Annotated in this window: 24 protein-coding genes; 14 read left to right on the forward strand and 10 right to left on the reverse strand. The window is 72.7% G+C overall.

All coding sequences use genetic code 11. The features are described from left to right. Positions 1–13 precede the first annotated feature (13 nt). Entirely contained in the window at positions 14–1,654 is a 1,641-nt protein-coding gene (locus tag OG435_RS21115) for a DNA repair helicase XPB (RefSeq protein WP_266878728.1), read from the forward strand. On the opposite strand, the gene OG435_RS21120 is transcribed toward OG435_RS21115, so the two are convergent. Both OG435_RS21120 and OG435_RS21125 read right to left on the reverse strand, forming a co-directional pair. Further along, the gene (locus OG435_RS21120; RefSeq protein ID WP_266878729.1) at positions 1,620–2,459 is read right to left on the reverse strand and encodes a glycosyltransferase family 87 protein; all 840 of its coding nucleotides are present in this window, start codon (positions 2,457–2,459) and stop codon (positions 1,620–1,622) included. The genes OG435_RS21115 and OG435_RS21120 overlap by 35 nt on opposite strands. A 71-nt stretch (positions 2,460–2,530) precedes the next feature. Next, a complete protein-coding gene (locus OG435_RS21125; RefSeq protein WP_266878730.1) occupies positions 2,531–2,719 on the reverse strand; it encodes a hypothetical protein in 189 nt (62 codons plus the stop codon). Positions 2,720–3,041: 322 nt separating this feature from the next. On the opposite strand from OG435_RS21125, the gene OG435_RS21130 reads away from it, so the two are divergent. Further along, complete coding sequence (locus tag OG435_RS21130; RefSeq protein WP_430625666.1) at positions 3,042–5,150, forward strand: HelD family protein; 2,109 nt, start codon at positions 3,042–3,044, stop codon at positions 5,148–5,150. Between the two features lie 455 nt (positions 5,151–5,605). Here the strand turns inward: OG435_RS21130 and OG435_RS21135 are convergent, their stop codons facing one another. Then, on the reverse strand, positions 5,606–6,301 hold the full coding sequence (locus tag OG435_RS21135) for a copper homeostasis protein CutC (RefSeq protein WP_266878731.1): 696 nt from the start codon (positions 6,299–6,301) through the stop codon (positions 5,606–5,608). A 110-nt stretch (positions 6,302–6,411) separates the two neighbouring features. Here OG435_RS21135 and OG435_RS21140 point away from each other — a divergent pair, with 110 nt between their 5' ends. Both OG435_RS21140 and OG435_RS21145 read left to right on the forward strand, forming a co-directional pair. Then, a complete protein-coding gene (locus tag OG435_RS21140; protein WP_266878732.1) occupies positions 6,412–7,104 on the forward strand; it encodes an HD domain-containing protein in 693 nt (230 codons plus the stop codon). Positions 7,105–7,222: 118 nt separating this feature from the next. Beyond that, positions 7,223–8,458, forward strand: a complete 1,236-nt coding sequence (locus tag OG435_RS21145) for a Cmx/CmrA family chloramphenicol efflux MFS transporter (RefSeq protein ID WP_266881948.1) — start codon at positions 7,223–7,225, stop codon at positions 8,456–8,458. Between the two features lie 10 nt (positions 8,459–8,468). Here OG435_RS21145 and OG435_RS21150 read toward each other — a convergent pair whose 3' ends face one another. The 3 genes from OG435_RS21150 to OG435_RS21160 are packed head-to-tail and all read right to left on the reverse strand — an operon-like array spanning position 8,469 to position 9,613. Continuing rightward, a complete protein-coding gene (locus OG435_RS21150) occupies positions 8,469–8,882 on the reverse strand; it encodes an SMI1/KNR4 family protein (RefSeq protein WP_266878733.1) in 414 nt (137 codons plus the stop codon). A 46-nt stretch (positions 8,883–8,928) separates the two neighbouring features. Next, positions 8,929–9,198: a DUF4031 domain-containing protein gene (locus OG435_RS21155; protein ID WP_266878734.1), complete on the reverse strand. Its 270-nt coding sequence runs from the start codon at positions 9,196–9,198 to the stop codon at positions 8,929–8,931. Between the two features lie 7 nt (positions 9,199–9,205). Further along, the gene (locus OG435_RS21160) at positions 9,206–9,613 is read right to left on the reverse strand and encodes a hypothetical protein (protein WP_266878735.1); all 408 of its coding nucleotides are present in this window, start codon (positions 9,611–9,613) and stop codon (positions 9,206–9,208) included. 102 nt (positions 9,614–9,715) lie between these two features. On the opposite strand from OG435_RS21160, the gene OG435_RS21165 reads away from it, so the two are divergent. From OG435_RS21165 to OG435_RS21175, 3 genes are read left to right on the forward strand one after another with little or no spacing between them, the layout of a single operon-like run. After that, positions 9,716–10,681 carry a MurR/RpiR family transcriptional regulator gene (locus tag OG435_RS21165; protein ID WP_266878736.1) on the forward strand — a complete coding sequence of 322 codons (966 nt, stop codon included), beginning with the start codon at positions 9,716–9,718 and terminating at the stop codon, positions 10,679–10,681. Between the two features lie 47 nt (positions 10,682–10,728). Then, entirely contained in the window at positions 10,729–11,658 is a 930-nt protein-coding gene (gene murQ / locus OG435_RS21170) for an N-acetylmuramic acid 6-phosphate etherase (RefSeq protein ID WP_266878737.1), read from the forward strand. A gap of 54 nt (positions 11,659–11,712) precedes the next feature. Further along, positions 11,713–13,242, forward strand: a complete 1,530-nt coding sequence (locus OG435_RS21175) for a PTS transporter subunit EIIC (protein WP_266878738.1) — start codon at positions 11,713–11,715, stop codon at positions 13,240–13,242. 84 nt (positions 13,243–13,326) lie between these two features. Here the strand turns inward: OG435_RS21175 and OG435_RS21180 are convergent, their stop codons facing one another. Next, complete coding sequence (locus tag OG435_RS21180) at positions 13,327–14,658, reverse strand: lipase family protein (protein WP_266878739.1); 1,332 nt, start codon at positions 14,656–14,658, stop codon at positions 13,327–13,329. A 180-nt stretch (positions 14,659–14,838) separates the two neighbouring features. Between OG435_RS21180 and OG435_RS21185 the strand changes: the two genes are divergently transcribed. From OG435_RS21185 to OG435_RS21195, 3 genes are all read left to right on the forward strand, one after another. Next, a complete protein-coding gene (locus OG435_RS21185; protein WP_266878740.1) occupies positions 14,839–15,468 on the forward strand; it encodes a GNAT family N-acetyltransferase in 630 nt (209 codons plus the stop codon). A gap of 130 nt (positions 15,469–15,598) precedes the next feature. Beyond that, complete coding sequence (locus OG435_RS21190) at positions 15,599–15,871, forward strand: CopG family transcriptional regulator (protein WP_266878741.1); 273 nt, start codon at positions 15,599–15,601, stop codon at positions 15,869–15,871. Beyond that, positions 15,868–16,281: a PIN domain-containing protein gene (locus tag OG435_RS21195; RefSeq protein WP_266878742.1), complete on the forward strand. Its 414-nt coding sequence runs from the start codon at positions 15,868–15,870 to the stop codon at positions 16,279–16,281. Before OG435_RS21190 ends, OG435_RS21195 begins: the two co-directional genes overlap by 4 nt. A gap of 19 nt (positions 16,282–16,300) precedes the next feature. On the opposite strand, the gene OG435_RS21200 is transcribed toward OG435_RS21195, so the two are convergent. Together OG435_RS21200 and OG435_RS21205 are read right to left on the reverse strand one after the other, a co-directional pair. Then, entirely contained in the window at positions 16,301–16,639 is a 339-nt protein-coding gene (locus tag OG435_RS21200) for a GYD domain-containing protein (RefSeq protein WP_266878743.1), read from the reverse strand. A 116-nt stretch (positions 16,640–16,755) separates the two neighbouring features. Continuing rightward, entirely contained in the window at positions 16,756–18,168 is a 1,413-nt protein-coding gene (locus OG435_RS21205) for a PLP-dependent aminotransferase family protein (protein ID WP_266878744.1), read from the reverse strand. 61 nt (positions 18,169–18,229) lie between these two features. Here OG435_RS21205 and OG435_RS21210 point away from each other — a divergent pair, with 61 nt between their 5' ends. After that, positions 18,230–18,931, forward strand: a complete 702-nt coding sequence (locus OG435_RS21210) for a YczE/YyaS/YitT family protein (protein ID WP_266878745.1) — start codon at positions 18,230–18,232, stop codon at positions 18,929–18,931. On the opposite strand, the gene OG435_RS21215 is transcribed toward OG435_RS21210, so the two are convergent. After that, positions 18,890–19,108, reverse strand: coding sequence for a hypothetical protein (locus OG435_RS21215; RefSeq protein WP_266878746.1), 219 nt, complete (start codon positions 19,106–19,108; stop codon positions 18,890–18,892). The two genes, OG435_RS21210 and OG435_RS21215, sit on opposite strands and share 42 nt — an antisense overlap. Positions 19,109–19,268: 160 nt before the next feature. Between OG435_RS21215 and OG435_RS21220 the strand changes: the two genes are divergently transcribed. The 3 genes from OG435_RS21220 (at position 19,269) to OG435_RS21230 (ending at position 22,094) form a co-directional block, all read left to right on the forward strand. Next, a complete protein-coding gene (locus tag OG435_RS21220) occupies positions 19,269–20,063 on the forward strand; it encodes a helix-turn-helix domain-containing protein (RefSeq protein ID WP_430625770.1) in 795 nt (264 codons plus the stop codon). Then, on the forward strand, positions 20,047–20,304 hold the full coding sequence (locus OG435_RS21225; protein WP_266878748.1) for a DUF397 domain-containing protein: 258 nt from the start codon (positions 20,047–20,049) through the stop codon (positions 20,302–20,304). The genes OG435_RS21220 and OG435_RS21225 overlap by 17 nt, the downstream gene beginning before the upstream one ends. A gap of 68 nt (positions 20,305–20,372) precedes the next feature. Continuing rightward, positions 20,373–22,094: a protein kinase domain-containing protein gene (locus OG435_RS21230; protein ID WP_266878749.1), complete on the forward strand. Its 1,722-nt coding sequence runs from the start codon at positions 20,373–20,375 to the stop codon at positions 22,092–22,094. The last annotated feature ends 89 nt before the right edge of the window (positions 22,095–22,183 follow it).

The following is a 22,183-nucleotide window of genomic DNA, read 5'->3' on the forward strand; positions in this document are numbered from 1 at the left end:
CTCGGAGGTATGCGTGTCCTGCCTGATCGTCCAGAGCGACAAGACCCTCCTCCTGGAGATCGACCACGAGCTCTCCGCGGCCGCGCGGCGCGCCATCGCGCCCTTCGCCGAGCTGGAGCGCGCTCCCGAGCACATCCACACGTACCGGATCACGCCGCTGGGGCTGTGGAACGCGCGGGCCGCCGGGCACGACGCCGAGCAGGTCGTGGACGCGCTCGTGGAGTTCTCCCGCTACCCCGTCCCGCACGCGCTGCTCGTCGACGTCGCCGAGACCATGGCCCGCTACGGCCGGCTGACCCTCTCCAAGCACCCCGTCCACGGACTGGTCCTGACCAGCACCGACCGGCCGGTGCTGGAGGAGATCCTGCGGTCGAAGCGGATCGCCCCGCTGGTCGGCGCGCGCCTCGACGCCGACACCGTGGCCGTGCACCCCTCCGAGCGCGGGCAGATCAAGCAGACCCTGCTCAAGCTGGGCTGGCCCGCCGAGGACCTCGCCGGGTACGTGGACGGCGAAGCGCACCCGATCGAGCTGGACGAGACCGGCTGGGCACTGCGCCCCTACCAGCAGCAGGCCGTCGAGGGCTTCTGGCACGGCGGCTCCGGCGTGGTCGTGCTGCCCTGCGGCGCCGGGAAGACGCTGGTCGGCGCCGGTGCGATGGCCAAGGCCAAGGCGACCACGCTGATCCTGGTCACGAACACCGTCTCCGCCCGCCAGTGGAAGAGCGAGCTGATCAAGCGGACCTCGCTGACGGAGGAGGAGATCGGCGAGTACTCCGGCACGCGCAAGGAGATCCGGCCCGTCACGATCGCCACGTACCAGGTCCTGACGACGAAGCGGAAGGGCATCTACCCGCACCTGGAGCTCTTCGACTCCCGGGACTGGGGCCTGATCCTCTACGACGAGGTGCACCTGCTGCCGGCCCCGGTGTTCAAGTTCACCGCCGACCTCCAGGCGCGCCGCCGCCTCGGCCTGACCGCGACGCTGGTGCGCGAGGACGGCCGCGAGTCGGACGTGTTCTCGCTGATCGGGCCCAAGCGGTTCGACGCCCCGTGGAAGGAGATCGAGGCGCAGGGCTACATCGCCCCGGCCGACTGCGTCGAGGTCCGCGTGAACCTCACCGACTCGGAGCGCCTCGCCTACGCGACCGCCGAGACGGAGGAGAAGTACCGCTTCTGCGCGACCACCGCCACCAAGCGGAAGGTCACCGAGGCGCTGGTGCGCAAGCACGCGGGTGAGCAGACGCTGGTCATCGGGCAGTACATCGACCAGCTCGACGAGCTCGGCGAGCACCTCGACGCGCCCGTCATCAAGGGCGAGACCTCCAACGCGCAGCGCGAGAAGCTCTTCAACGCCTTCCGCGAGGGCGAGATCAGCGTGCTGGTCGTCTCGAAGGTCGCGAACTTCTCCATCGACCTGCCCGAGGCCACGGTCGCCATCCAGGTGTCCGGCACCTTCGGCTCCCGCCAGGAGGAGGCACAGCGCCTGGGCCGCGTCCTGCGCCCGAAGGCGGACGGCCACGAGGCGCGCTTCTACTCGGTCGTGGCGCGCGACACCATCGACCAGGACTTCGCCGCGCACCGCCAGCGCTTCCTGGCCGAACAGGGCTACGCCTACCGGATCATGGACGCGGACGAGCTGCTGGCCGACGGCTGACGGGCGGCGCGGCCGGCTGCCGCTCGTGGTGCTGCGGGTCTTCGACGGCGCGGACAGCCTGCTGCCGGACGCGTGAGCGCCGGCGCAGGGCGGCGGCGAGCAGGGCCGTGAGCAGCGGGACCGTCCAGACCCACAGGTGGGGCCGGTCCAGCAGGAGCGAGCGGCCGCCCGTGGGCGGGTGCCGGGACCAGAACTCGGCGGAGGCACCCGGAAGGACCAGCCGGCCGAGCAGGCCGGCGCCCGCGAAGGCGCCCAGCGCGGTCAGCCCGGCCCTGACCTGGCCGGTCAGCAGGAGGTACGGGATCAGCAGCGCCGGGGTCAGGGTGATCCCGGCGGCCGCGCCCAGCGCGAAGCCCCTGCCGAGGGCGCCGCGCGGCCGGTGCAGGTCCCACAGGACGAGGCAGGCCGCCGCCAGGGCGATCTGGCCGGACAGCGGGGTCTGGAACAGCGGCTCCAGCCACAGCCCGGCCACGGTGGCGGCCAGCACGGCGCCCGGCCGGGCCCGCAGCCCCGCCAGCCGGCACGACAGCAGGACCAGCAGGGCGAACAGCCCGGCGCTGCCCCACACCAGGACGGCCTTCAGTACGCCGGTCGGCAGCCAGGCGGCCGGGGCGAAGAGGATGGCCGCGAAGGGCGGATACGCGGCGGGCGGGCTCCACTCGGCGGCGGAGAGCCCAGGGGCGAGGGCTTCGGCCACCGGGATGCGCAGGGCGACGCAGAGCACGCCGAGCACGAGGAGCAGGCCCGCGAGCACCTCTCCGGCGCGGGGCGACGCAGAGCGACTGGGCTCGGAACTCCGGATCACGGCGCGACCCTAGTGGATCAACGCCCCGGGACCCGCGCGAAGCCGTCGGGCCGACCGCGGGCGGCCGGGCCTCAGCGGCGTATGACGCCCGCGTCCTCGGCGTATTCACCGAGGACGACGACGCTCACGGCGGTCGCCGCGAAGACCTTGGCGGCGCGCAGGACGCTGCCGGCGCTGTGGCGGGGGCGGCGGGAGTCGGAGGTGGCGGTGGCGCCGCGAGGGCGGCGACCCTGGACCGGAGTGAAGGTTGCGGTGCTCATGTATCCATGGTCCGCTTTCGACCGGCTCGTCACATCGCCCTGAGGGCTGAACCTCCAGGTCCCCGGCATCCTCCTCCCGGCCCATGCCTCCCCCTACGGGCTCTGCCCGAAGGAGGACACGGACCGAACACCCCCCGTACGGGGTCACCGCCCCGAAGGACTTTCGACCCCCTTCAATCCATTCGCGCAGCGCCCTCGCGAGGACTAGAATCTCCGCTCTTGCCGCCTCCCGCCGCGCCATCGGGAGCGCCGCCCGCCGCTCGGAAACCGGCGGGCCCGTCCGCCCGCATCACGCAGGTCCTCAGCAGATGGAGGCAGTTCCGTGCCCGCGCACGCCCACGTCACAGACCCCGACGCCGCATCAGCATCCGGCGAGGCCGCCACCGACCCCCTGGGCCGCGAGCGCGCCCACCTCGCCGCCTCCCGGTCCGCACTCCGCGCGATGCGCGAGGACGTCGAGAACCTCGACATCCGCGACGTCACCGCGAACTGGGTCAACGCGATCGTCCTCCAGGCCCAGATCGACGACCGGATCAAGGCGCTGGCCGACCTCGCCCACACCCCGCTCTTCTTCGGCCGCCTCAACTACCTGCATGCGCCCGGCGCGGAGCTCGCCGAGGGCGCGGAGGGCGAGCAGTTCTACATCGGCCGCCGCCACGTCCACGACGCCGGCGGCGATCCGATGGTGATCGACTGGCGCGCACCGGTCTCCCAGCCCTTCTACCGCGCCTCCAAGAACGACCCGCAGGACATCGGGCTGCGCCGCCGCTTCGGTTACACGGGCGGCGAGCTGACGGCGTACGAGGACGAGCACCTCTCCGACCCCGCCGAGGCGGCGGCCGTCAGCAAGCTGCTCCAGCAGGAGATCGAGCGCCCGCGCGTCGGCCCCATGCGCGACATCGTGGCGACGATCCAGCCCGAGCAGGACGAGATCGTCCGCTCCGGCCTGTCGGGCTCCGTCTGCGTGCAGGGCGGCCCCGGCACCGGCAAGACGGCCGTCGGCCTGCACCGTGTCGCGTACCTCCTCTACGCGCACCGCGACCGCCTCGCCCGTACCGGCACCCTGGTCATCGGGCCGAACCGTTCCTTCCTGCACTACATCGAGCAGGTCCTGCCCGCCCTCGGCGAGCTCGAGGTGAAGCAGGCCACGGTCGAGGATCTGGTCACCCGCGCGGACCTGGAGGTACGCGGAGCGGACGCCGCCGAAACCGCCGTGGTCAAGGGCGACGCCCGGATGGCGGAGGTACTGCGCCGCGCGGTCCACTCGCACGTGTCGGAGCCCGTCGAACCCCTGATGGTGGTCCGCGGATCGCGCCGCTGGCGGGTGCCCGCGTACGAGATCGCCGAGATCGTCGCCGAACTCCAGAACCGCGACATCCGCTACGGCGCCGCCCGCGACGCCCTCCCGCAGCGGATCGCACACGCGGTCCTCGTCCGCATGGAGCAGGCGGGCGAGGCGCCGGACGACCGGGTCCAGGACGCGGTGGCGCGCAATCCCGCCGTGAAGGCCGTGGTCAAGGCGGTGTGGCCGCTGGTGGAACCGGCGAAGCTGGTACTGCGCCTCCTCTCCGACGCGGAATTCCTCGCGGAGCACGCGGACGGAATCCTCTCTCCGCACGAGCAGTCGCTGCTCCTCTGGGCGAAGCCGGCGCGCAGCGTGAAATCGGTGAAGTGGTCCGCGGCGGACCTGGTCCTCATCGACGAGACGACCGACCTGGTGGAGCGCACGCACTCGCTCGGCCATGTCGTCATCGACGAGGCGCAGGACCTGTCCCCGATGCAGTACCGGGCGGTGGGCCGGCGCTGCACGACCGGCTCCGCGACGGTGCTCGGGGACCTCGCGCAGGGCACGACCCCGTGGGCGACGCGCAGCTGGGACGAGGCGCTGGGGCACCTGGGCAAGCCGGGCGCGGTGCTGGAGGAACTGACGGCGGGCTTCCGCGTGCCGCGCGAGGTGATCGCCTACGCCTCGCGGCTGCTGCCGACGATCTCACCGGGCCTGTCACCGGTCTCCTCGGTCCGCGAGACCCCGGGCTCGCTGATCGTCTCGGAGGTTCCCTCCGACCTCCCGGCGGCGGTGATCGCGGCCTGCCGGGCCTCTCTCGTGCACGAGGGGTCGATCGGGCTGATCGCGGCGGACGCGCGGATCCCGGAGCTGGCGGAGGCCCTGCTCGCGGCGGGCCTGCCCTACCTCTCGCCGGGCCAGGAGACGACTGCGGAGTCCCGCCTGACGCTGGTGCCGGCGTCCCTCGCGAAGGGTCTGGAGTACGACTACGTGGTCCTCCACGAGCCGGCGGAGGTCGTCGCGGGCGAACCCGACGAACGCACGGGCCTGCGCCGCCTCTACGTCTGCCTGACCCGAGCCGTCTCTGGCCTCACGGTCCTCCACACAAGCCCTCTCCCGCAGCCCCTGACCACCACCGCCCCCTGACGCCAGCCGCTGCGCGGGGCACGGCCGGCTCGGCCCTGCGGGGCGAAGCCCCCGCTGCGCCCCTTGCCGCTGCGCGGGGCGCGGCTGGGTCGGCCCTGCGGGGCTTGTCCCCTACCCGCCCTTCCACCGTTCCCCGGGCCAGCCCGGACCCGGTCCTCAAACGCCGGACGGCTGAAAAACCCAAACCCCGGCCGGGACTGAACTGTCCCCCGGGCAGGGTCGGGGGCTGCGGGGCCAGGGCCGGGGACGGGGGCGGGGTGGGGTGTCGGCCGGGACGTAAAGCGTGATTTGTGGCGCACAAGAAAGCCACAACTGTCGAACGTCGGGGACAGGGCGCCTAAATCATGCAGTCCAGGCCGACACCCCACCCCGCCCCCGGCACCGGCCCCCCAACGCAGCCAACCCGCCGCGCAGGTAACCCCCCAGCCCCGCCACCGCAGGGGCCCCGCCGCGGGCTAGCTCAGGGACGTCCGCCAGGACGTCACCGCCGCCGCGGACACCGGCCGGTCCCACCCGGAGGGCCTCGCCGCGCTGCCGATGTGGAAGGCGTCGATGCCCGCCTCGCGCAGCACCGGGAGGTGGGCGAGCGTAAGCCCGCCGCCGACCAGGATCCGCGGCTCGTACCCGGCGGTGCCGGACTTCGCCGCCTCCTCCAGCAGCGTCGGCAGGCCCTCGTCGACCCCGCCCGCCGCCCCCGCGGTCAGGTAGGTGTCGAGCCCGGGCAGATCCGAGACCGCCTTGCGGAGCTGGTCCCGGTCCGCCGCGCGGTCGATCGCGCGGTGGAAGGTCCACCCGCAGCCGCCGAGTTCCGCCACGACCGCCTCCACGGCGGTCAGGTCGGGACTGCCGTCGGGGTTCAGGAAGCCCAGCACGAACTCCTCCGCCCCCTCCGCACGCAGCGCCCGCGCCTCCTCCACCAGGCGTTCCACGTCCTGCGCGGAGCCCGCCGAGAAGCCGTCGGCCTTCCGGAGCATCACGCGCAGCCGGATGTCGACCGCCGCCCGGATCGCCGCGAAGGTCTCGCGCGGCGGGGTGAGCCCGTCGGCGGCCATGTCGGTGACCAGTTCGAGTCGGTCCGCCCCACCGGCCTGGGCCGCGACCGCGTCCTCCACGTCGAGGGCGATCACCTCCAGGAGCGCACGGTTGCTCATGTAATCCCATCCTTCGTCCCGCATTGGAAAATAGGTCTAGTCCAATATCCAGGGTACGGGCCTCCGCCCACCCTCCACCAGCACAATCACGCCACCACCACAATGTGCGCATGACATCCGCCATGACTTCCGACACGCAGCGCGAGCAGGACCTCCGCGCGCGCTGGCACGCCACCACCGCCGCCGCCGGAGCCGCCCCCGACCGCGACCCCGCCCCCTACGCCGACCGCCTCCTCACCGCCTGGGCGGAGCCGCAGCGCAGGTACCACACCACCGCGCACCTGGCCGACGTACTCGCACGCATCGACGTACTGGCGGCGGAGGCGGAAGGAGCGGACGAGGAAGCAACCGACCGCCCCTCCGTGGACCTCGCCGCCTGGTTCCACGACGCCGTCTACCGCCCCGACCGCTCCGAGAACGAGGAGCGCAGCGCCGCCCTCGCCGAGCGGGCCCTGCCCGAGCTCGGCATCGACGGGGCCCGCACCGCCGAGGTGGCCCGCCTCGTCCGGCTCACGATCACCCACGACCCCGCCCCCGGCGACGCCAACGGCGAGCTGCTCTGCGACGCCGACCTGGGCGTCCTCGCGGGCACGCCGCACGAGTACGCCGCCTACGCGGCCGCCGTGCGCGCCGAGTACGGCTTCGTCCCCGACGAGGCCTTCCGCGAGGGCCGCGCCGCCGTACTGCGCCAGCTGCTGGAGCTGCCCCGCCTCTTCCGCACCGCGTACGGGGCCGCGCACTGGGAGGCCCCGGCCCGCGCCAACCTGGCCGCCGAGCTCGCGGAACTGAGCTCGCGGAACTGAGTTCGCAGAACTGAGCTCACGGAACGAGTTCACGTACCTGACACGATTCGCGGGAATGTGAGCCCCTTCGCTCCGGTTGTTGTAGTTCATGCCCGCAGCCTCAGCCGAACGCACCCGTATGCCCGTCGCCGTCTACATCCTCGGCCTCTCCGTCTTCGCACTCGGCACCAGCGAGTTCATGCTCTCCGGGCTGCTGCCACCCATCGCCGAGGACATGGGCGTCACCATCCCCCAGGCGGGCCTGCTCATATCCGCCTTCGCGATCGGCATGGTCGTCGGTGCGCCGCTGCTCGCCGTCGCCACGCTGCGGCTGCCCCGGCGCACCACGCTGCTCTCGCTGATCAGCCTCTTCGGCCTCGGGCAGGTCGCGGGCGCGCTGGCCCCCTCCTACGAGCTGCTCTTCGCCTCCCGCATCGTCTCCGCGCTCGCCTGCGCCGGCTTCTGGGCGGTCGGCGCCGCCGTGGCCATCGCCATGGTCGAGCAGCACCAGCGGGCCCGCGCGATGGCCGTCATGATCGGCGGCCTCTCCATCGCCAACGTCCTCGGCGTCCCGGCCGGCGCGTTCCTCGGTGAGCACCTCGGCTGGCGCTCCGCGTTCTGGGCGGTGGGCGCGGCCTCCGCCGTCGCGCTGGTCGGCATCCTCGCGCTGATCCCCCGGATCCCGCTGCCCGCCGAGAAGCCGACGCTCGCGCGCGAGCTGCGCATCTACCGCGACCGGCAGGTGTGGCTGTCGATCGGCGTCACCGCGCTCGCCGCGGGCGGCGTCTTCTGCGCCTTCAGCTACCTGTCCCCGCTGCTCACGGACGTGGCCGGGCTCGACTCGCAGTGGGTCCCCTGGATCCTCGGCCTCTTCGGCATCGGCGCGCTGGTGGGCACCGTGCTGGGCGGGCGGATCGCCGACGCGCACCTGTTCGGGGTGATGCTGTGGGGCATCACCGCCTCCACCGTCTTCCTGGCGGTGCTGGCCCTGCTGGCCTCCACGGCGGCGGCCGCGATCGCCCTCTCCTTCCTGATCGGCTTCTCGGCGTTCTTCACCGCGCCGGCGCTCAACGCCCGCATGTTCAACGTCGCGGGCGCCGCCCCCACCCTGGCCGGCGCGACCACCACGGCCGCGTTCAACCTGGGCAACACCGGCGGCCCCTGGCTCGGCGGCACCGTCATCGACGCCGGGTACGGCTACTCCGCCACCGCCTGGGCGGGCGGCGCGATGACCGTCACCGCGATCGCCCTGGGCCTCGCAGCCCTCCGCCTGGACCGGCGTACGGGGTCCCGCGCGGCCCGCCCGACGCGCGTGGTGGCCACCTCGACCCCGTCCCCGGTTCCGACCCCGTCGGACGTGACCGAGAAGGTCTGACGGCCGCCGCTCAGCGGCAGAGCGCGAAGAGGTCGTCCTCGAAGGTCGGGAACTCCGCCCGCGCCTCGGCGAGGATCTCGCGGGCGGGCCTGTGCGGGGTCGCCGCGTGCCGCAGGGCGAGCTCGGACAGGGCGGCGTCCGGGCGGGCTTCCCGGTCCGGGTACAGGGCCGCTTCGAGCGGCCCGAGGCCGTCCGCCAGCACCCACAGGAAGTCGGACAGGTTCCCGGCCACCACACCGACCTCGCCCTCGGAGCCCATGAACACCACGGGCTGCCCGGCGAGCGGCAACCCCGGCCGGACGCACCAGAGCGCGGCGAGACCGCCGGTCCCGTCCTGGCCGAAGACCCGGTAGTCGAAGGCGACCCGGGACACGTCGGCCAGGGCGGGCGGGAAGCGGCGGTCGCCGATGATCGTCTCTGTCACCGCCGCAGGCTACCCAGCGCCACTGACAGCGCTCCCGGCCGACCCGCTACGCCGCCGGCCGCCCCTTGGGCCGGCGCAGCCCGGCGGCCGTGATCCTGCGGACCAGCTCCTTGCTGCCGATCTCCACCGCGCCTGCGGCCACCGCGTCCGCGTAGCGCTGCTCCGGGACGTCGTAGTGGTCGCGTTCGAAGGCCTTGGGCGGGCAGCCGATCGACTCCGCGAAGGCGTGCAGTTCCTCGAACGAGGCGTCGCTGACCAGGTGCGACCACATGCGGCCGTGCCCCGGCCAGTCGGGCGGGTCGATGTACACCGTCACCGGCGGCTCATTCGCCGAAGCCAGGGCCGCTGCCGGGGCCGCCGAGGACCGGTCCGAGGCCGCCCACCGGCGCCACCCGCACGCCGGCCTCCGAGCACACCCACATCGGGTCCGGGCCGAGCTCGGGCTCCACGTCCAGCGCGTGCGGCTCGCCGTGGTTGCAGACCGGGCACAGCGGCCAGCGCCCGTGCTTCTCCAGCAGCGCGTCCTTCACGTCCTGGGCGACGAGTCCGGCGAGGTAGTCGACGCCCTCCGGCCACTGCTCCACCCACCACCGGCGGTGCGTGACCGCGTCCTCGACGAGGGAGACGACATAGGCCTCGGCGACATCGCCCGCGACGAGATCGGCGAGTACCAGGGCGCGTGCGGCGTGCAGCGCCTGCTCAAGAGGGGGTGGGGGGGTCGCGTGGTCCATGGACACATTGTGGACCCGGACCGGCCCGGTGGCGAAGGTCCTCTTTCTTCGGTGACTTGTGGTGCCTTGACGTTCCCACCCCTCTGAAAATAAGTTTCAAGGGTGAGCGAGAACGTGAAAGAAACCTTCAGCGGCGGGGCGGGCGCAAGCGCACCCGCCCCCGTCCCCGCCCCCGCCGCCCTGCGGGCCCGCGTCCGCAGTCTCGGCCCCTCGATGACCCGCTCCATGCAGGCCGTCGCCGAGACCGTCGCCGAGGACCCCGCCGGATGCGCCGCGCTCACCGTCACCGACCTCGCCGCCCGCACCGGCACCAGTGAGGCCACCGTCGTCCGCACCGCCCGCCTCCTCGGCTACGCCGGCTACCGCGACCTGCGCCTCGCGCTCGCCGCGCTCGCCGCCCAGCAGGAATCCGGCGCGGCCCCCGCCGTCACCGTGGACATAGCCGTCGACGACTCCCTCGCCGACGTGGTCGCCAAACTGGCCCAGGAGGAGGCGCAGACCCTCGCCGACACCGCCGCCGGACTCGACGTCGCCGCCCTCGGCTCGGCCGTCGCCGCCCTCGCGGCCGCCCGCCGCATCGAGATCTACGGCGTCGGCGCCTCCGGCCTCGTCGCCCAGGACCTCGCGCAGAAGCTGTCGCGCATCGGCCTGATCGCCCACGCCCACAACGACCCGCACCTGGCCGTCACCACCGCCGTGCTGCTGCGCCCCGGCGACGTCGCCGTCGCCGTCACGCACTCCGGCGGCACCGGCGACGTCATCGAGCCGCTGCGGACCGCCTTCGAGCGCGGGGCCACCACCATCGCGCTCACGGCCCGCGCGGGCTCCCCCGTCGTCCACTACGCCGACCTCGTGCTGGCCACCTCCGCCGCCCGCGAGACCCAGCTGCGCCCGGCGGCCATGTCGAGCCGGACCAGCCAGCTCCTCGTCGTCGACTGCCTGTTCGTGGGCGTCGCCCAGCAGACCTACGAGACCGCGGCACCCGCGCTCGCGGCCTCGTACGAGGCGCTCGCGCCCCGCCACCACACCCCCGTACCCACCACCCAGCGGGGCAGCACCGCCCGCTAGCCGCAGCAGCCAGTAGCAAGCAGCCAGTACCTCAGGAGCCGAAGCCCATGACCGCGTACGCCGAACTCCGCGCCCAGCTCGCCACCTTGACCACCGAGGCCTTCCGCCCCGAACTGGCCGAGATCGACCGGCTGCCCACCCTGGAGATCGCCCGCCTGATGAACGCCGAGGACGCCACCGTCCCGGCCGCCGTCGCCGGCGAGCTGGAGACGATCGCCGCCGCCATCGACGGGATCGCCGAGCGGATGGCCCGCGGCGGGCGCCTGATCTACGCGGGCGCCGGTACCGCCGGGCGGATGGGCGTACTGGACGCCAGCGAGTGCCCGCCCACCTTCAACACCGACCCCTCCGAGGTCGTCGGCCTGATCGCGGGCGGCCCCTCCGCCATGGTCAAGGCCGTCGAAGGCGCCGAGGACTCCAGGGAACTGGCCGCCGAGGACCTGACCGCGCTGGCCCTGACCGCCGACGACACCGTCATCGGGATCTCCGCCTCCGGCCGCACCCCGTACGCGATCGGCGCCGTCGAGTTCGCCCGGGAGCGCGGCGCGCTCACCGTCGGCCTGTCCTGCAACGCCGGCTCCGCGCTCGCCGCGGCCGCCGACCACGGCATCGAGGTCGTCGTCGGCCCCGAACTCCTCACCGGCTCCACCCGCTTGAAGGCCGGCACCGCGCAGAAGCTCGTACTCAACCTCATCTCGACCCTCACGATGATCCGGCTCGGCAAGACGTACGGAAACCTGATGGTCGACATGCGCTCCTCCAACGAGAAGCTGCGCGCCCGCGCCCGCCGCATCGTCTCGCTGGCCACCGGCGCCCCCGACGCCGAGATCGAGGCCGCGCTCACCGCGTCCGACGGCGAGGTCAAGCAGGCCATCCTCGTCATCCTCGGCGGGGTCGACGGCTCCACGGCCGGCGAACTGCTCACCGCCTCCAAGGGGCACCTCCGGGACGCCCTCGCGCAGACCCCCACCCGCTAGCCCCCCGCCCGCCAGCTCCCCCGCTGACCCCCAACCAGCAAGGCGAACACCAACATGTCCACTGACAAGAACCGCGCCACAGCCGCCGCGATCCTTCCTCTGGTCGGCGGTCCGGACAACGTCGTATCCATCGCGCACTGCATGACCCGCCTGCGGATCACCCTGCGCGACCGCTCCCTGGTCCAGGACGAGGCCCTCAAGGCCCTCCCCGCCGTGATGGGCGTCGTCGAGGACGACACGTACCAGATCGTGCTGGGACCGGGCACCGTCGCCCGCGTCACCCCCGAGTTCGAGGCCCTGGTCGCGGAGGGCCGCTCGGCCGCGCCGGCGGCCGACGCCCCGGCCCCCGCCGGCACCGGTCACACCGCCGACGAACTCGCGGCCCAGGGCGCGGCCATCAAGAACGCCCAGAAGGCGAAGAACTCCACCCCCTTCAAACTGTTCCTGCGCCGCATCGCGAACATCTTCGTCCCGCTGATCCCCGCCCTGATCGGCTGCGGCATCATCGCCGGACTGAACGGGTTCCTCACCAACATGGGCTGGGTGCCGGCCGTGGTCCCGGCGCTCGCCGCGATGGCGAGCGGGTTCATGTCCCTGATCGCGGTCTTCGTCGGCTACAACACGGCCAAGGAGTTCGGCGGCACCGCCATCCTCGGCGGTGCGGTCGCCGCGATCATCGTCTTCCCCGGCGTCGCGAAGATCGACGCCTTCGGCCAGCAGCTCTCCCCAGGCCAGGGCGGCGTACTCGGCGCACTGGCGGCCGCGCTGCTCGCCGTCCAGGTGGAGAAGTGGTGCCGCAAGTGGGTCCCGGAGGCGCTGGACGTCCTGGTCACCCCCACCCTGACCGTCCTGATCACCGGCCTCGTCACCATCTTCGGCCTGATGTTCGTCGCCGGTGAGGTCTCCTCCGCCATCGGCACCTTCGCCACCTGGCTGCTCGCCACCGGCGGCGCCTTCGCGGGCCTGGTCCTCGGCGGACTCTTCCTCCCGCTGGTCATGCTGGGCCTGCACCAGGCCCTGATCCCCATCCACACCACCCTGATCGAGCAGACGGGCTATACGGTCCTGCTCCCCATCCTCGCCATGGCGGGCGCGGGCCAGGTCGGCGCGGCCATCGCCGTCTACTACAAGCTCCCCCGCAACCGCTCGATCCGCGCCACCATCAAGTCCGCCCTCCCGGCCGGCTTCCTGGGCGTGGGCGAACCCCTCATCTACGGCGTCTCCCTCCCCCTGGGCCGCCCCTTCGTCACCGCCTGCATCGGCGGCGCCGCGGGCGGAGCCTTCGTGGGCCTCTTCAACCAGCTCGGCACCGCCTTCGGCTCCACCGCGATCGGCCCCTCGGGCTGGGCCCTCTTCCCCCTCCTCGACGGCAAGTCGGGCATGGGGATGACCATCGCGATCTACGCGGGCGGCCTGGCCGTCGGCTACCTCGTGGGCTTCGCCGCCACCTACTTCTTCGGCTTCACCCGGCAGATGCTGACCGAGTTCAACTCGGACCCGGACACGCGGACGGCCCCCGAGGCCGCACCGGCGGCGCCCGCCGGGCCCGTGGCGGACGCGGCGCCCGTCCCCGTGGGCCGCTGAGGACCGGCCTCCACGTACGAAGGCTCCCGGCCGGTGTGGTCCACCGGCCGGGAGCCTTCATTCAGTGCTCGACGCCGCTGCCCGTCAGGCGCAGTTGGACGGTGCCGGGCGGCCCGCGAAGCGGTCCGCGATCCAGCTCAGGTACTCCGGCTCCGCGACGTTGGGGATCGTCTGGTGCGTCGCCCCCTGGTACTTCGTGTACTCGACCGGCTTGCCGAAGCGGCAGGCCCGCTTCACGTACTCGTCGGTGGAGTACGGGTTGATGACCGTGTCGGCCGTGCCCTGCATCACCAGGATCGGCGCCACCGAGGTCACGTAGCCCGGGGTGTTCTCGTGGAAGCGCTCGTGCCAGACCTCCGGCACCACCGTCAGCGGCTGGAACAGCGTGTCCAGCTGCCCCGCGTTGCCCACGTTCTCCTGGATCACGTCGGCGAGGTGCTCGATGCACATCACCCCGTCACCGCGCAGCGCCTCCAGCCCGGCCGGCTTCAGCACGTCCTCGGCCTTCAGCGAGGGGTAGGCCGCGAGGAAGCCCCGGTAGACGTTGACGCGCAGCGCCGCGTTGTGGGAGGGCGCGGTCGGGGACGTCGGGCCGGACCGCACCAGGCCGCGGAAGTCCGGGCCCAGGTTGGCGGCCGGCGCCAGCGCCGCGATGCCGACCAGGTCGGTCTCCGGGGTGTACGCCTTGTAGTTCTGGGCGATGAACGCCGCCGCGCCGCCACCCTGCGACCAGCCCAGGACGGCCGCCTTGCTGTTCGCGTGGGCGTCGCGGATCTGGCGGGCCGCGCGGACCGAGTCCAGGACGTTGTTCGTCTCCGTGACGGCGACCGTGTACTGGTGCACGCCCGGGGTGCCGAGACCCTGGTAGTCCGTACCGACCACGACGTCGCCCGAATCGAGGAACTGCGTCAGCGCCGGCACGCCGACGTCGATGCCCCACGGGCTGTCGTAGGTGTAGTAGCCGACGAGGTCGGTCGCCGGGTTCGGCACCGCGGAGGGCGCGCACTGGCGCGGGCCGCCCACGGTCCCGTGCGCCCAGGCCACCACGTTGCGTCCGCTGCGCGGCGCGGGGGCGTCGGGCCAGGCCACGATGCCCGAGACGGCGACGCGGGTGCCGGTCTGCAGGGTTGAGAGGTACAGGATCCGGCAGGCGCGGGCACCGTCGGGGGCGTCGACGCGGCGGGCCCAGATCAGGTCACCGTGCTCCCCCTCGGGCAGCGGCGACGGCGGGTCGTAGAACTTCTCGCCCTCCGGCCCGACCGGAACGCCCGGCGCGCACAGCCCCTTGCCGCCCTTGCCGCCGTCCGGGTTCGTGGCCCCGGTAGCGGTCCCGGTCGCGGTCGCGGTCGTCCCGCCGCCCAGCGCGAGGATCGCGGCCACACCGGCCGCGGCGATCGCGGAAAGCCGTCGTCTCATCTCATCGTCCATTTCGTTCGGTCACTCGGTACCGGGACGTGAGACTAGGAAGAAAGGGACGAAATGTCGCTTACCGTGATGAAGTGTTCGCCGGTTGTTACGGCCGCCGGGGTGCTCGCCCCCCAATGGCCGCACCGGCCCGGCGATCACCGGATCGGATGATCACCTGATGATGACCCGATGACCGACTCGACACCGCCCGCGACGCCGCCCGCGATCCCACCCGTGGTCCCACCCGTGATCCCGCCCGTGGTCCCGCCCGGCCGGCTGGCCTCCCTCGCCCAGCCCTCGTACGACCTCCTCTGCGGGCTGCGCCTGCGCCCCTGGGAGCCCTACGACACCCCCGCGCTCGTGGCCGCGTACGCCGATCCGGACATCCGGCACTGGAACCGCCCGGACCTCCTCACCGAGGAGCAGGCCGTCACCCGCATCGCCCGCTGGCGCGAGCGCTGGCACGCCGAACGCGCGGCGGTCTGGGCCCTGGCGCCTGCGGACGGCGGCTGCGCCGTCGGCCTGATCGGCCTCGCCGACATCGACCTGCGCGGCGGCAGCGGGGAGTTCATGTACTGGCTCCTCCCCGCCGGCCGCGGCGCCGGGGCCACCACCGAAGGCCTGACCGTCCTGACCCGCTGGGCCTTCGGGGAACTCGGCCTGCACCGCTTGCGCATCACCCACTCCACGGCCAACCCGGCCTCCTGCCAGGTCGCCCTGAAATCCGGCTACCCCCTGGAGGGCACCATGCGCGGCGCCCTCCTCCACGCGGACGGCTGGCACGACGAACACCTCCACGCCCGCCTGAGCACGGACTGACGCACGAACCATCACCTCATCGTGCGAACCGGCACGCAAAAGCCTCCCCAACCCCTGCATATGCCGAGAGCCTATGCGCATGTACGTCTACGCCGAACACGGCGGTAGCATCAGAAGTAGCATGAGTGGCATGAGTGATGCCACCCAGAAGTACTCCATCTCGATGCCCCGCGACATCGCCGAGGCCGCTCGCGCCCGCAGCGGCCCCTCCGGCCTCTCCGCCTACGTCACCGCCGCCGTGGCCCGCCAGATCGAACGGGACAACCTGGCAGAGCTCATCGCCGTGGCGGAGGCGGAGCACGGACCGATCACCGCGGAGGAGATCGACGCGACCCGGGAAGAATTCCGCCGCACCCACGGAGGGCAGTCCGAAAGCGACACCGAGCAGAAGGACGTGGCATGACGCCGAAGCCGACCAAGCCCGGGGGCACCCTCGTGCTGGACAGCGAGGGACTCGCAAAGGCCGTGCTGCGGGACCGCACGATCACCCGCTGGCTCGCCCTCGCCCTCGCGGACGACATGCGCGTCATCACCAGCACCGCCACCCTCGTCGAGGTGATCCACCCGAAGATCAACATGCCGGCCCTCATGTGGGCGCTCTCCCGGGTGGTGGTCGAACCCGTCACGGAGGAGATCGCCCACGCCGCCACCACCCTGCTCCACGAGGCCGGCCTGCACGGGCACAAGTACGCCATCGACGCGATGCTGGCCGCCACCGCACTCGCGGCGCCGGGCCCGGTCACCGTCCTCACCTCCGACCCCGAGGACCTCACCGCGCTCTGCGGCACGCGCCTCGCTGCCGTGAAGGTCTAGAGGGCTCCGGCAGCCGGGCTCACGGCGTCTCGGACGCGCCCGGGGGCCGGTACCGGATCCGTTCGGCCTTGCGCAGGGCGGCCAGCGTGTCGTCGACGCTCAGGAGGACGGTCGTCTCGAACGAGCTGAGCGCGCCGCCCCCGCTGATCGCCAGGGCCACCGCCGCCATGGACACGTCGTCCGGGGCCTCCCAGAGGTTGTAGCCGTCGTGCGTGCCGAAGGCGTACCAGAAGCCGTGCAGCTTCCCGCCGACGGACTCGATGTACGACCTGGCCGCCTGTGAGCGGTCCTCGGGGTGGGCCGTCAGCCTCGCCCAGGTCTCCGGTGTGTAGCTGAACCTCGACAGGTACAGCGGCATCGCGTCCACCTTCTTTCGTCGCGTCGACGATGACCACGCCGGGCCGAAGGGGCGGACCGGATCGCCGCCGTTCCCCCGAACGGCCGGGGACGGCCACCGCCACGGCCCAACGCGGCTCAGGCCACCGGCGCCGGGGTGTGGACCCCGGTGGCGCCCGCCGTGAGGGCCCGATGGGCGGCGGCCAGGCGGCGGACGGCCTCCGTGAGGCGGGGGGCCGGGAGCGTGTACGGCAGGCGGACGTGGCGCTCGAACGCACCGCCGACCCCGAACCGCGGACCCGCCGCGATCGTCACCCCGTGGTCCGGCGCGATCGCCGCCAGCCGCGAGGCGACCGGCTCCGGGAACCGCGCCCACAGCGTCACACCGCCGGCCGCCCGCGGCGCGTGGACCTCCGGCAGATGCTCGGCCAGCGCCCCCAGCAAGGCGTCCTGCTGCGCCCGCAGTTGGTGCAGCGCCTCGGGGCGCCGCGTCTGACCGCCGTTCAGGAGCACGGCCGTGGCCAGCTGTTCCACCACCGGGGTACCGAGATCCGTCGCCGGGCGGGCCCGCGCGACGCGCTCCAGCAGCGCGGGGACGGCGCGGATCCAGCCGATGCGCAGGCCGCCCCAGATGCTCTTGGACACCGAGCCGATGCTGATGGCGGCGGGGTGCGTCGCGGCGAAGGGCTCCGCCTCCCGGCCCCCGTCCCCGTCCAGCCCCAGGTCGGCCAGGGTCTCGTCGATGATCGTGGGGCAGGCCGGCCGCAGGCTCCGGCGTACGTCCGCGGGCATGTACATCCCCGTCGGGTTGTGGAAATCCGGGATCAGGTACGCCACTTGCGCGGACCGCGCCGCCGCGAGGAGCTGCGGCACGTCCCAGCCCGACGGCCCCACCGCCACCGGCAGGAGCCGGGCGCGCGCCTCGGCGAACGAGCGGATCGCGTGCGGATAGGTGGGGTGGTCGATCACCACCTTGTCGCGCGGCGACAGCAGCGTGCGCGCCAGCAGGCCGATCGCGTGCTGCGCACCGCTGGTGATCATGACGTGATCGGGCGAGGTGGGCAGCCCCCTGCGCCCGTACCAGCCCGCGACCGCCTCGCGCAGCTCCGCGGTGCCGTACCGGTCGTACCCGTGCCGCTCGAAGTGGAGCGGCAGCCACTCCAGGGCCGCCGCGAAAGCGGCGTGCAGGACCTCCGGGGGCGCGGGCGGCGCGGCGAAGGAGAGGTCGACGGCCTCCGCCTCCGCGTCCGTACCGGCCCTGCGCCGCTCGGCGGGCGCCTCCTCGTGCGGGAGCCGTACGGTCGCCCTCGCACGCTCCCGCGTCTCCAGGTAGCCGTGGTCCACCAGCGTGCGGTACGCGGCTCCGACCGTGGCCCTGCTCGTACCGAGCGCGGTGGCCAGGTCCCGTTCGCCCGGCAGCGCCGCCCCCAGGCAGAGCCGCCCGTCCAGGATCAGCAGCCGCAGCCGGTCGGAGAGCCGCTGGTGCGCCGGCCCGGGCCCCTCCTGCCAGGTCCCGACCATGCGCCCGACGGCGTGCGCGCTGATCTTCATCCGGCCAGCGTATGCGATCTGGCTATGGAATCGGGGTCCAGATCTCCCTGAGGCTGGCCCCATGCCCCAGCCCCGGCCCGCTCCCACCGCCACCCACCCGCCCCGCATGAACGCCCTCACCCAGCTCCGGGCGGGCCGCACCGCCCGCCGCGTCCCCCAACTCCTGCTCGGCCTGGCGGGCTACGGGGCCGCCGTCATGATGCTCGTCGAGTCCGGCCTCGGCACGGCGAGCTGGAGCGTGCTCACCGACGGCGCGGCGAAGAGCCTCGGCATCTCCTTCGGCTGGGCCACCAACCTGATCTCGCTCCTGGTGCTCCTCGCCTGGATCCCGCTGCGCGAGCTCCCCGGACTCGGCACCGTCCTCAACGTCGCGATCGTGGGCTTCGCCGCCGACGCGACCGCCGCCGTACTCCCCACCCCCGAGGGGACGCCCGCCGCGCTCGCGTACCTGACCCTCGGCCTGGTCGCCCTCGGCTTCTTCGACGCGCTCTACCTCGGCGCGCAGTACGGCTCGGGCCCGCGCGACGGCATCATGACCGGACTGGTCCGGATCACCCGGCTGCCCGTCGCGACCGTGCGCACCGGCATCGAGGTGTCCGTGGCCGGCCTCGGCTGGCTGCTCGGCGGCACCCTCGGCCTCGGCACCGTGCTCGTCGCCCTGGGCACGGGCCCGCTGGTCGGCTGGTTCCTGCCGCGACTGACGGTCCGCCTCGGCGATCCCTCAGGGGTGGGCCCGCTCGTGCAGGACGGCGGCCAGCCGTAGCGCGGTGTCCAGGTTGCAGCGCCCCAGATCGACCAGCGGCAGCCCGTACGACCCGGCCGCCGACACCCCGTCCACGCCGAGCGAGGGGAACACGACCCCCACGTCCGTCAGCGCGGCCTTCAACTGCCCGACGGCCTCCTCGACCGCCAGCATCCGTTCCCTCGGCGTGAGCACCATTTGCAATGTCACCTTTCGCTCTGAGTAGTCGAGTTCAGCACTCAGAGTGGCGACGGGCTGGCTAGCCTTCAAGGGCCAGACTCCAACACCCGCACCTGTTGTCAGGGGAGTTGCCGTGCCCGATTCCGGAGACGTCGACCCGTTCTCCTCACCCCGCACCATGCTCGGCTCCGAACTGCGCGTCGCCCGCAAAAGGGCCGGCCTCAGCCAGGACAAACTCGGCGAGCCCCTCTTCGTCAGCGGCTCCTTCATCGGCCAACTCGAAGCGGGTACGCGGCGGATGACACCGGAGCTCGCCCGGGAGATAGACAAGACCCTCGGCACGGGCGACTTCTTCACCCGCAATTGCGAGGCCGTCACGAAGTTCAAGTACCCCGACCACTTCACGGAGGCCGCCGAGGCCGAGGGCCTCGCGAAGGCCATCCGGGAGTACGCGCCCCTGCTGATCCCGGGCCTGCTCCAGAAGGAGGCGTACGCCCGAGCCGTCTTCCGCGCCTACCAGCCGACGGCGACGGAGGCGGCCATCGACGAACTCGTCGATGCCAGGCTGGCCCGTGCAGCCCTGCTTGCAGAGCCAACAACCCCGTTGTTGTGGTGCGTGCTCGACGAGGCGGTACTGCGTCGAGTCGTCGGCAGCCGGTCCGTGATGGTCGAGGCGCTGCGGCATCTCGCGGACCTGATCCGGTCCCACCGGATCATCCTTCAGGTGCTGCCATTCAGCGCGGGTGCGCACGCAGCCTTGGAGGGGTCCCTCAAGCTGATGGCCTTCTCAGATGCTCCCCCACTCGCGTACGTCCAAGGCATCGAAACAGGGCTGTTGTTGGACGATCCGGCCGACGTCGCACGGCATTCACTGACCTACGATCTACTGACGGCCAACGCGCTCTCACCAGACAAGTCGCTGGCCTTGATCGAGTCCGTGGCGGAGGATTACTCACATGACGAGCAGGCCTGAGTACGACATCTCGACTGCCACGTGGCACAAGTCCAGCTACAGCGGCGGAAGCGGCGGCGACTGCCTGGAAATGGCCACCTGGCGCAAGTCCACCTACAGCGACGGCACGGGCGGCGACTGCCTCGAAGTCGCCGACGGTCACCCCGACCTCGTCCCCGTCCGTGACTCCAAGGTCCCCGACGGCCCCCACCTCACCTTCGGCGCCCCCGCCTGGTCCGCCTTCGTCGCCGGCCTCGGCTAGGAGCCGTCCGGTCCACGCCCTTTCCGGAAGGACGTCCCGAGGCGGCCCTTACCGATCACACTGTTGTCATGCCCGAGACATCATGGCCGGACTCCCGCCGGATAGGCCCGTACCTCCTGCTGAAACGACTGGGCGGCGGGGGCATGGGGGACGTGTACCTGGGGCGCTCGCGGGGCGGGCGGCTGGTCGCCGTCAAGGTCGTACGGCCGCATCTGGCAAACGCTCCGGAGTTCCGGCGCCGGTTCGCCGTCGAGGTGGCGGCAGCGCGGCAGGTCGGCGGCTTCTACACGGCGATGGTGGTCGATGCCGATGTGACGACCGACGTGCCGTGGCTGGCGACGGCGTACGTGCCCGGACCGTCCTTACAAGAGGCGGTGGACACCCACGGGCCGTTGCCGGCCGGAGCGGTGACCGCGCTCGGCGCCGGACTCGCCGAGGGGCTCACCGCGATCCACTCCCACGGCCTGATCCACCGCGACCTCAAGCCCGGAAACGTCATCCTCGCCGAGGACGGCCCCCGCATCATCGACTTCGGCATCGCCCGCGCCCTGGACGCCGCCACCCGCCTCACCGCGCACGGGGTGATCGGCACCCCCGCCTTCATGTCGCCGGAACAGGCCACCGACGGAGAAGTCGGCCCACCGTCCGATGTGTTCGGCCTGGCCGGCCTCCTGGTGCACGCCGTCACCGGACGCACCCCGTTCGGAGGCGTCGGAACGTTCTCGGTCCTGCACCGCATCGTTCACGAGGAACCCGACCTGACCGGCGTCCCGCCCGAGCTCGCCCGCCTGCTCCTGCCGTGCCTCCACAAAGACCCGGCGCAACGACCCGCGGCCGCAAAGCTGTTGGAGTGGTTCGCGGCGGCGGCGGAGTCGTACGCGCCCACCGCGCGCCAGAACCCCGACCAGATCGCCACGATGATCGTGGAACGGGGTGCGCTGGCCGCGACCTGGGTCATGGAAGAGCCGGGCGGAGGCCCGGTCCCGGCGGACGAGCGCCTGCGCGGGGCGCTGCTGGGGGAGATCGCCGACGCGATGGGCACCCTGTACGCGAGGAGAGCGAGCGCGGACCGGACCGTTCCGGTGGTTCTGCCGTCACTGCCCGGGGAAATGGCGGGGGCGGACCGGGTGACGGTGACCCGCTGGCACAAACGGCCCGGAGAGACGGTCGCGAGGGGAGAGACGCTCTTCTCGGTGACCGACGGGCGGCTGCGCGCGGTGGTCGTCTCCCCGGCAGCGGGCGAACTCCGGGAGGCCGGCCCGGCGGCCGGAGAGACCGTACGGGTCGGCGACCTGGTGGGGGTGGTGAGACGACCGAAGGCTGCCAGGCCCGCCGCCAAGAGCGCGAAGGCACCGGCGAAGCCCAAGCCAAGGGTGGGACCGATGCCGACCTCCATGCCCGGGCTGGGAATGCCCCCGAGGCCGGCCTTGAGGTTTGAGCCGACGCCGACCCCGAAGCCGAAGAACAACAACGCGTTGTCGTACCTCGGCGTCGGGGCCGTTCTCCTCTTCCTGTTCCTCTACTTCCTCTACTCGACGGTCTACTCGCAGGACATCTTCGAGGCCGAGGTGGGCGACTGCGTCCGTATCGAGGGCGGCGGAAAGGGCAGTGCGTACGTGGAACCCTGCGAATACCAACTCCCGTGGGGCACCGAGTACAAGGTCATGTCGGTCAACGGGAGCAGCTGCCTTGGCGGCCCGGTGCGGTCCTGGACAACCGACGACAAGAAGAAGTCGATCACGCTGTGCCTCCAGGAGCTCAACAGCTTGACCGGCGAGCCCCTCACCTGATCTGCCGCTGTCGGGGCGCTCGGCGAACCGGCCCCGCGCACGCGGATCGACCCCCTCACCGGACAGTGGCCTCATCCCGTTCCACCGGC

It is taken from the genome of Streptomyces sp. NBC_01264, from assembly GCF_026340675.1.
Lineage (GTDB): Bacteria > Actinomycetota > Actinomycetes > Streptomycetales > Streptomycetaceae > Streptomyces.

Excerpts from the sequence above, each read along its gene's own strand:
- OG435_RS21125 (WP_266878730.1), bottom strand. The coding sequence starts at position 2,719 with ATGAGCACCGCAACCTTCACTCCGGTCCAGGGTCGCCGCCCTCGCGGC.
- OG435_RS21135 (WP_266878731.1), bottom strand. The coding sequence starts at position 6,301 with ATGAGCAACCGTGCGCTCCTGGAGGTGATCGCCCTCGACGTGGAGGAC.
- OG435_RS21140 (WP_266878732.1), top strand. The coding sequence starts at position 6,412 with ATGACATCCGCCATGACTTCCGACACGCAGCGCGAGCAGGACCTCCGC.
- OG435_RS21145 (WP_266881948.1), top strand. The coding sequence starts at position 7,223 with ATGCCCGTCGCCGTCTACATCCTCGGCCTCTCCGTCTTCGCACTCGGC.
- OG435_RS21160 (WP_266878735.1), bottom strand. The coding sequence starts at position 9,613 with ATGGACCACGCGACCCCCCCACCCCCTCTTGAGCAGGCGCTGCACGCC.
- murQ (WP_266878737.1), top strand. The coding sequence starts at position 10,729 with ATGACCGCGTACGCCGAACTCCGCGCCCAGCTCGCCACCTTGACCACC.
- OG435_RS21175 (WP_266878738.1), top strand. The coding sequence starts at position 11,713 with ATGTCCACTGACAAGAACCGCGCCACAGCCGCCGCGATCCTTCCTCTG.
- OG435_RS21180 (WP_266878739.1), bottom strand. The coding sequence starts at position 14,658 with ATGAGACGACGGCTTTCCGCGATCGCCGCGGCCGGTGTGGCCGCGATC.
- OG435_RS21185 (WP_266878740.1), top strand. The coding sequence starts at position 14,839 with ATGACCGACTCGACACCGCCCGCGACGCCGCCCGCGATCCCACCCGTG.
- OG435_RS21190 (WP_266878741.1), top strand. The coding sequence starts at position 15,599 with ATGAGTGATGCCACCCAGAAGTACTCCATCTCGATGCCCCGCGACATC.
- OG435_RS21195 (WP_266878742.1), top strand. The coding sequence starts at position 15,868 with ATGACGCCGAAGCCGACCAAGCCCGGGGGCACCCTCGTGCTGGACAGC.
- OG435_RS21200 (WP_266878743.1), bottom strand. The coding sequence starts at position 16,639 with ATGCCGCTGTACCTGTCGAGGTTCAGCTACACACCGGAGACCTGGGCG.
- OG435_RS21205 (WP_266878744.1), bottom strand. The coding sequence starts at position 18,168 with ATGAAGATCAGCGCGCACGCCGTCGGGCGCATGGTCGGGACCTGGCAG.
- OG435_RS21210 (WP_266878745.1), top strand. The coding sequence starts at position 18,230 with ATGCCCCAGCCCCGGCCCGCTCCCACCGCCACCCACCCGCCCCGCATG.
- OG435_RS21215 (WP_266878746.1), bottom strand. The coding sequence starts at position 19,108 with ATGGTGCTCACGCCGAGGGAACGGATGCTGGCGGTCGAGGAGGCCGTC.
- OG435_RS21220 (WP_430625770.1), top strand. The coding sequence starts at position 19,269 with ATGCTCGGCTCCGAACTGCGCGTCGCCCGCAAAAGGGCCGGCCTCAGC.
- OG435_RS21225 (WP_266878748.1), top strand. The coding sequence starts at position 20,047 with ATGACGAGCAGGCCTGAGTACGACATCTCGACTGCCACGTGGCACAAG.
- OG435_RS21230 (WP_266878749.1), top strand. The coding sequence starts at position 20,373 with ATGCCCGAGACATCATGGCCGGACTCCCGCCGGATAGGCCCGTACCTC.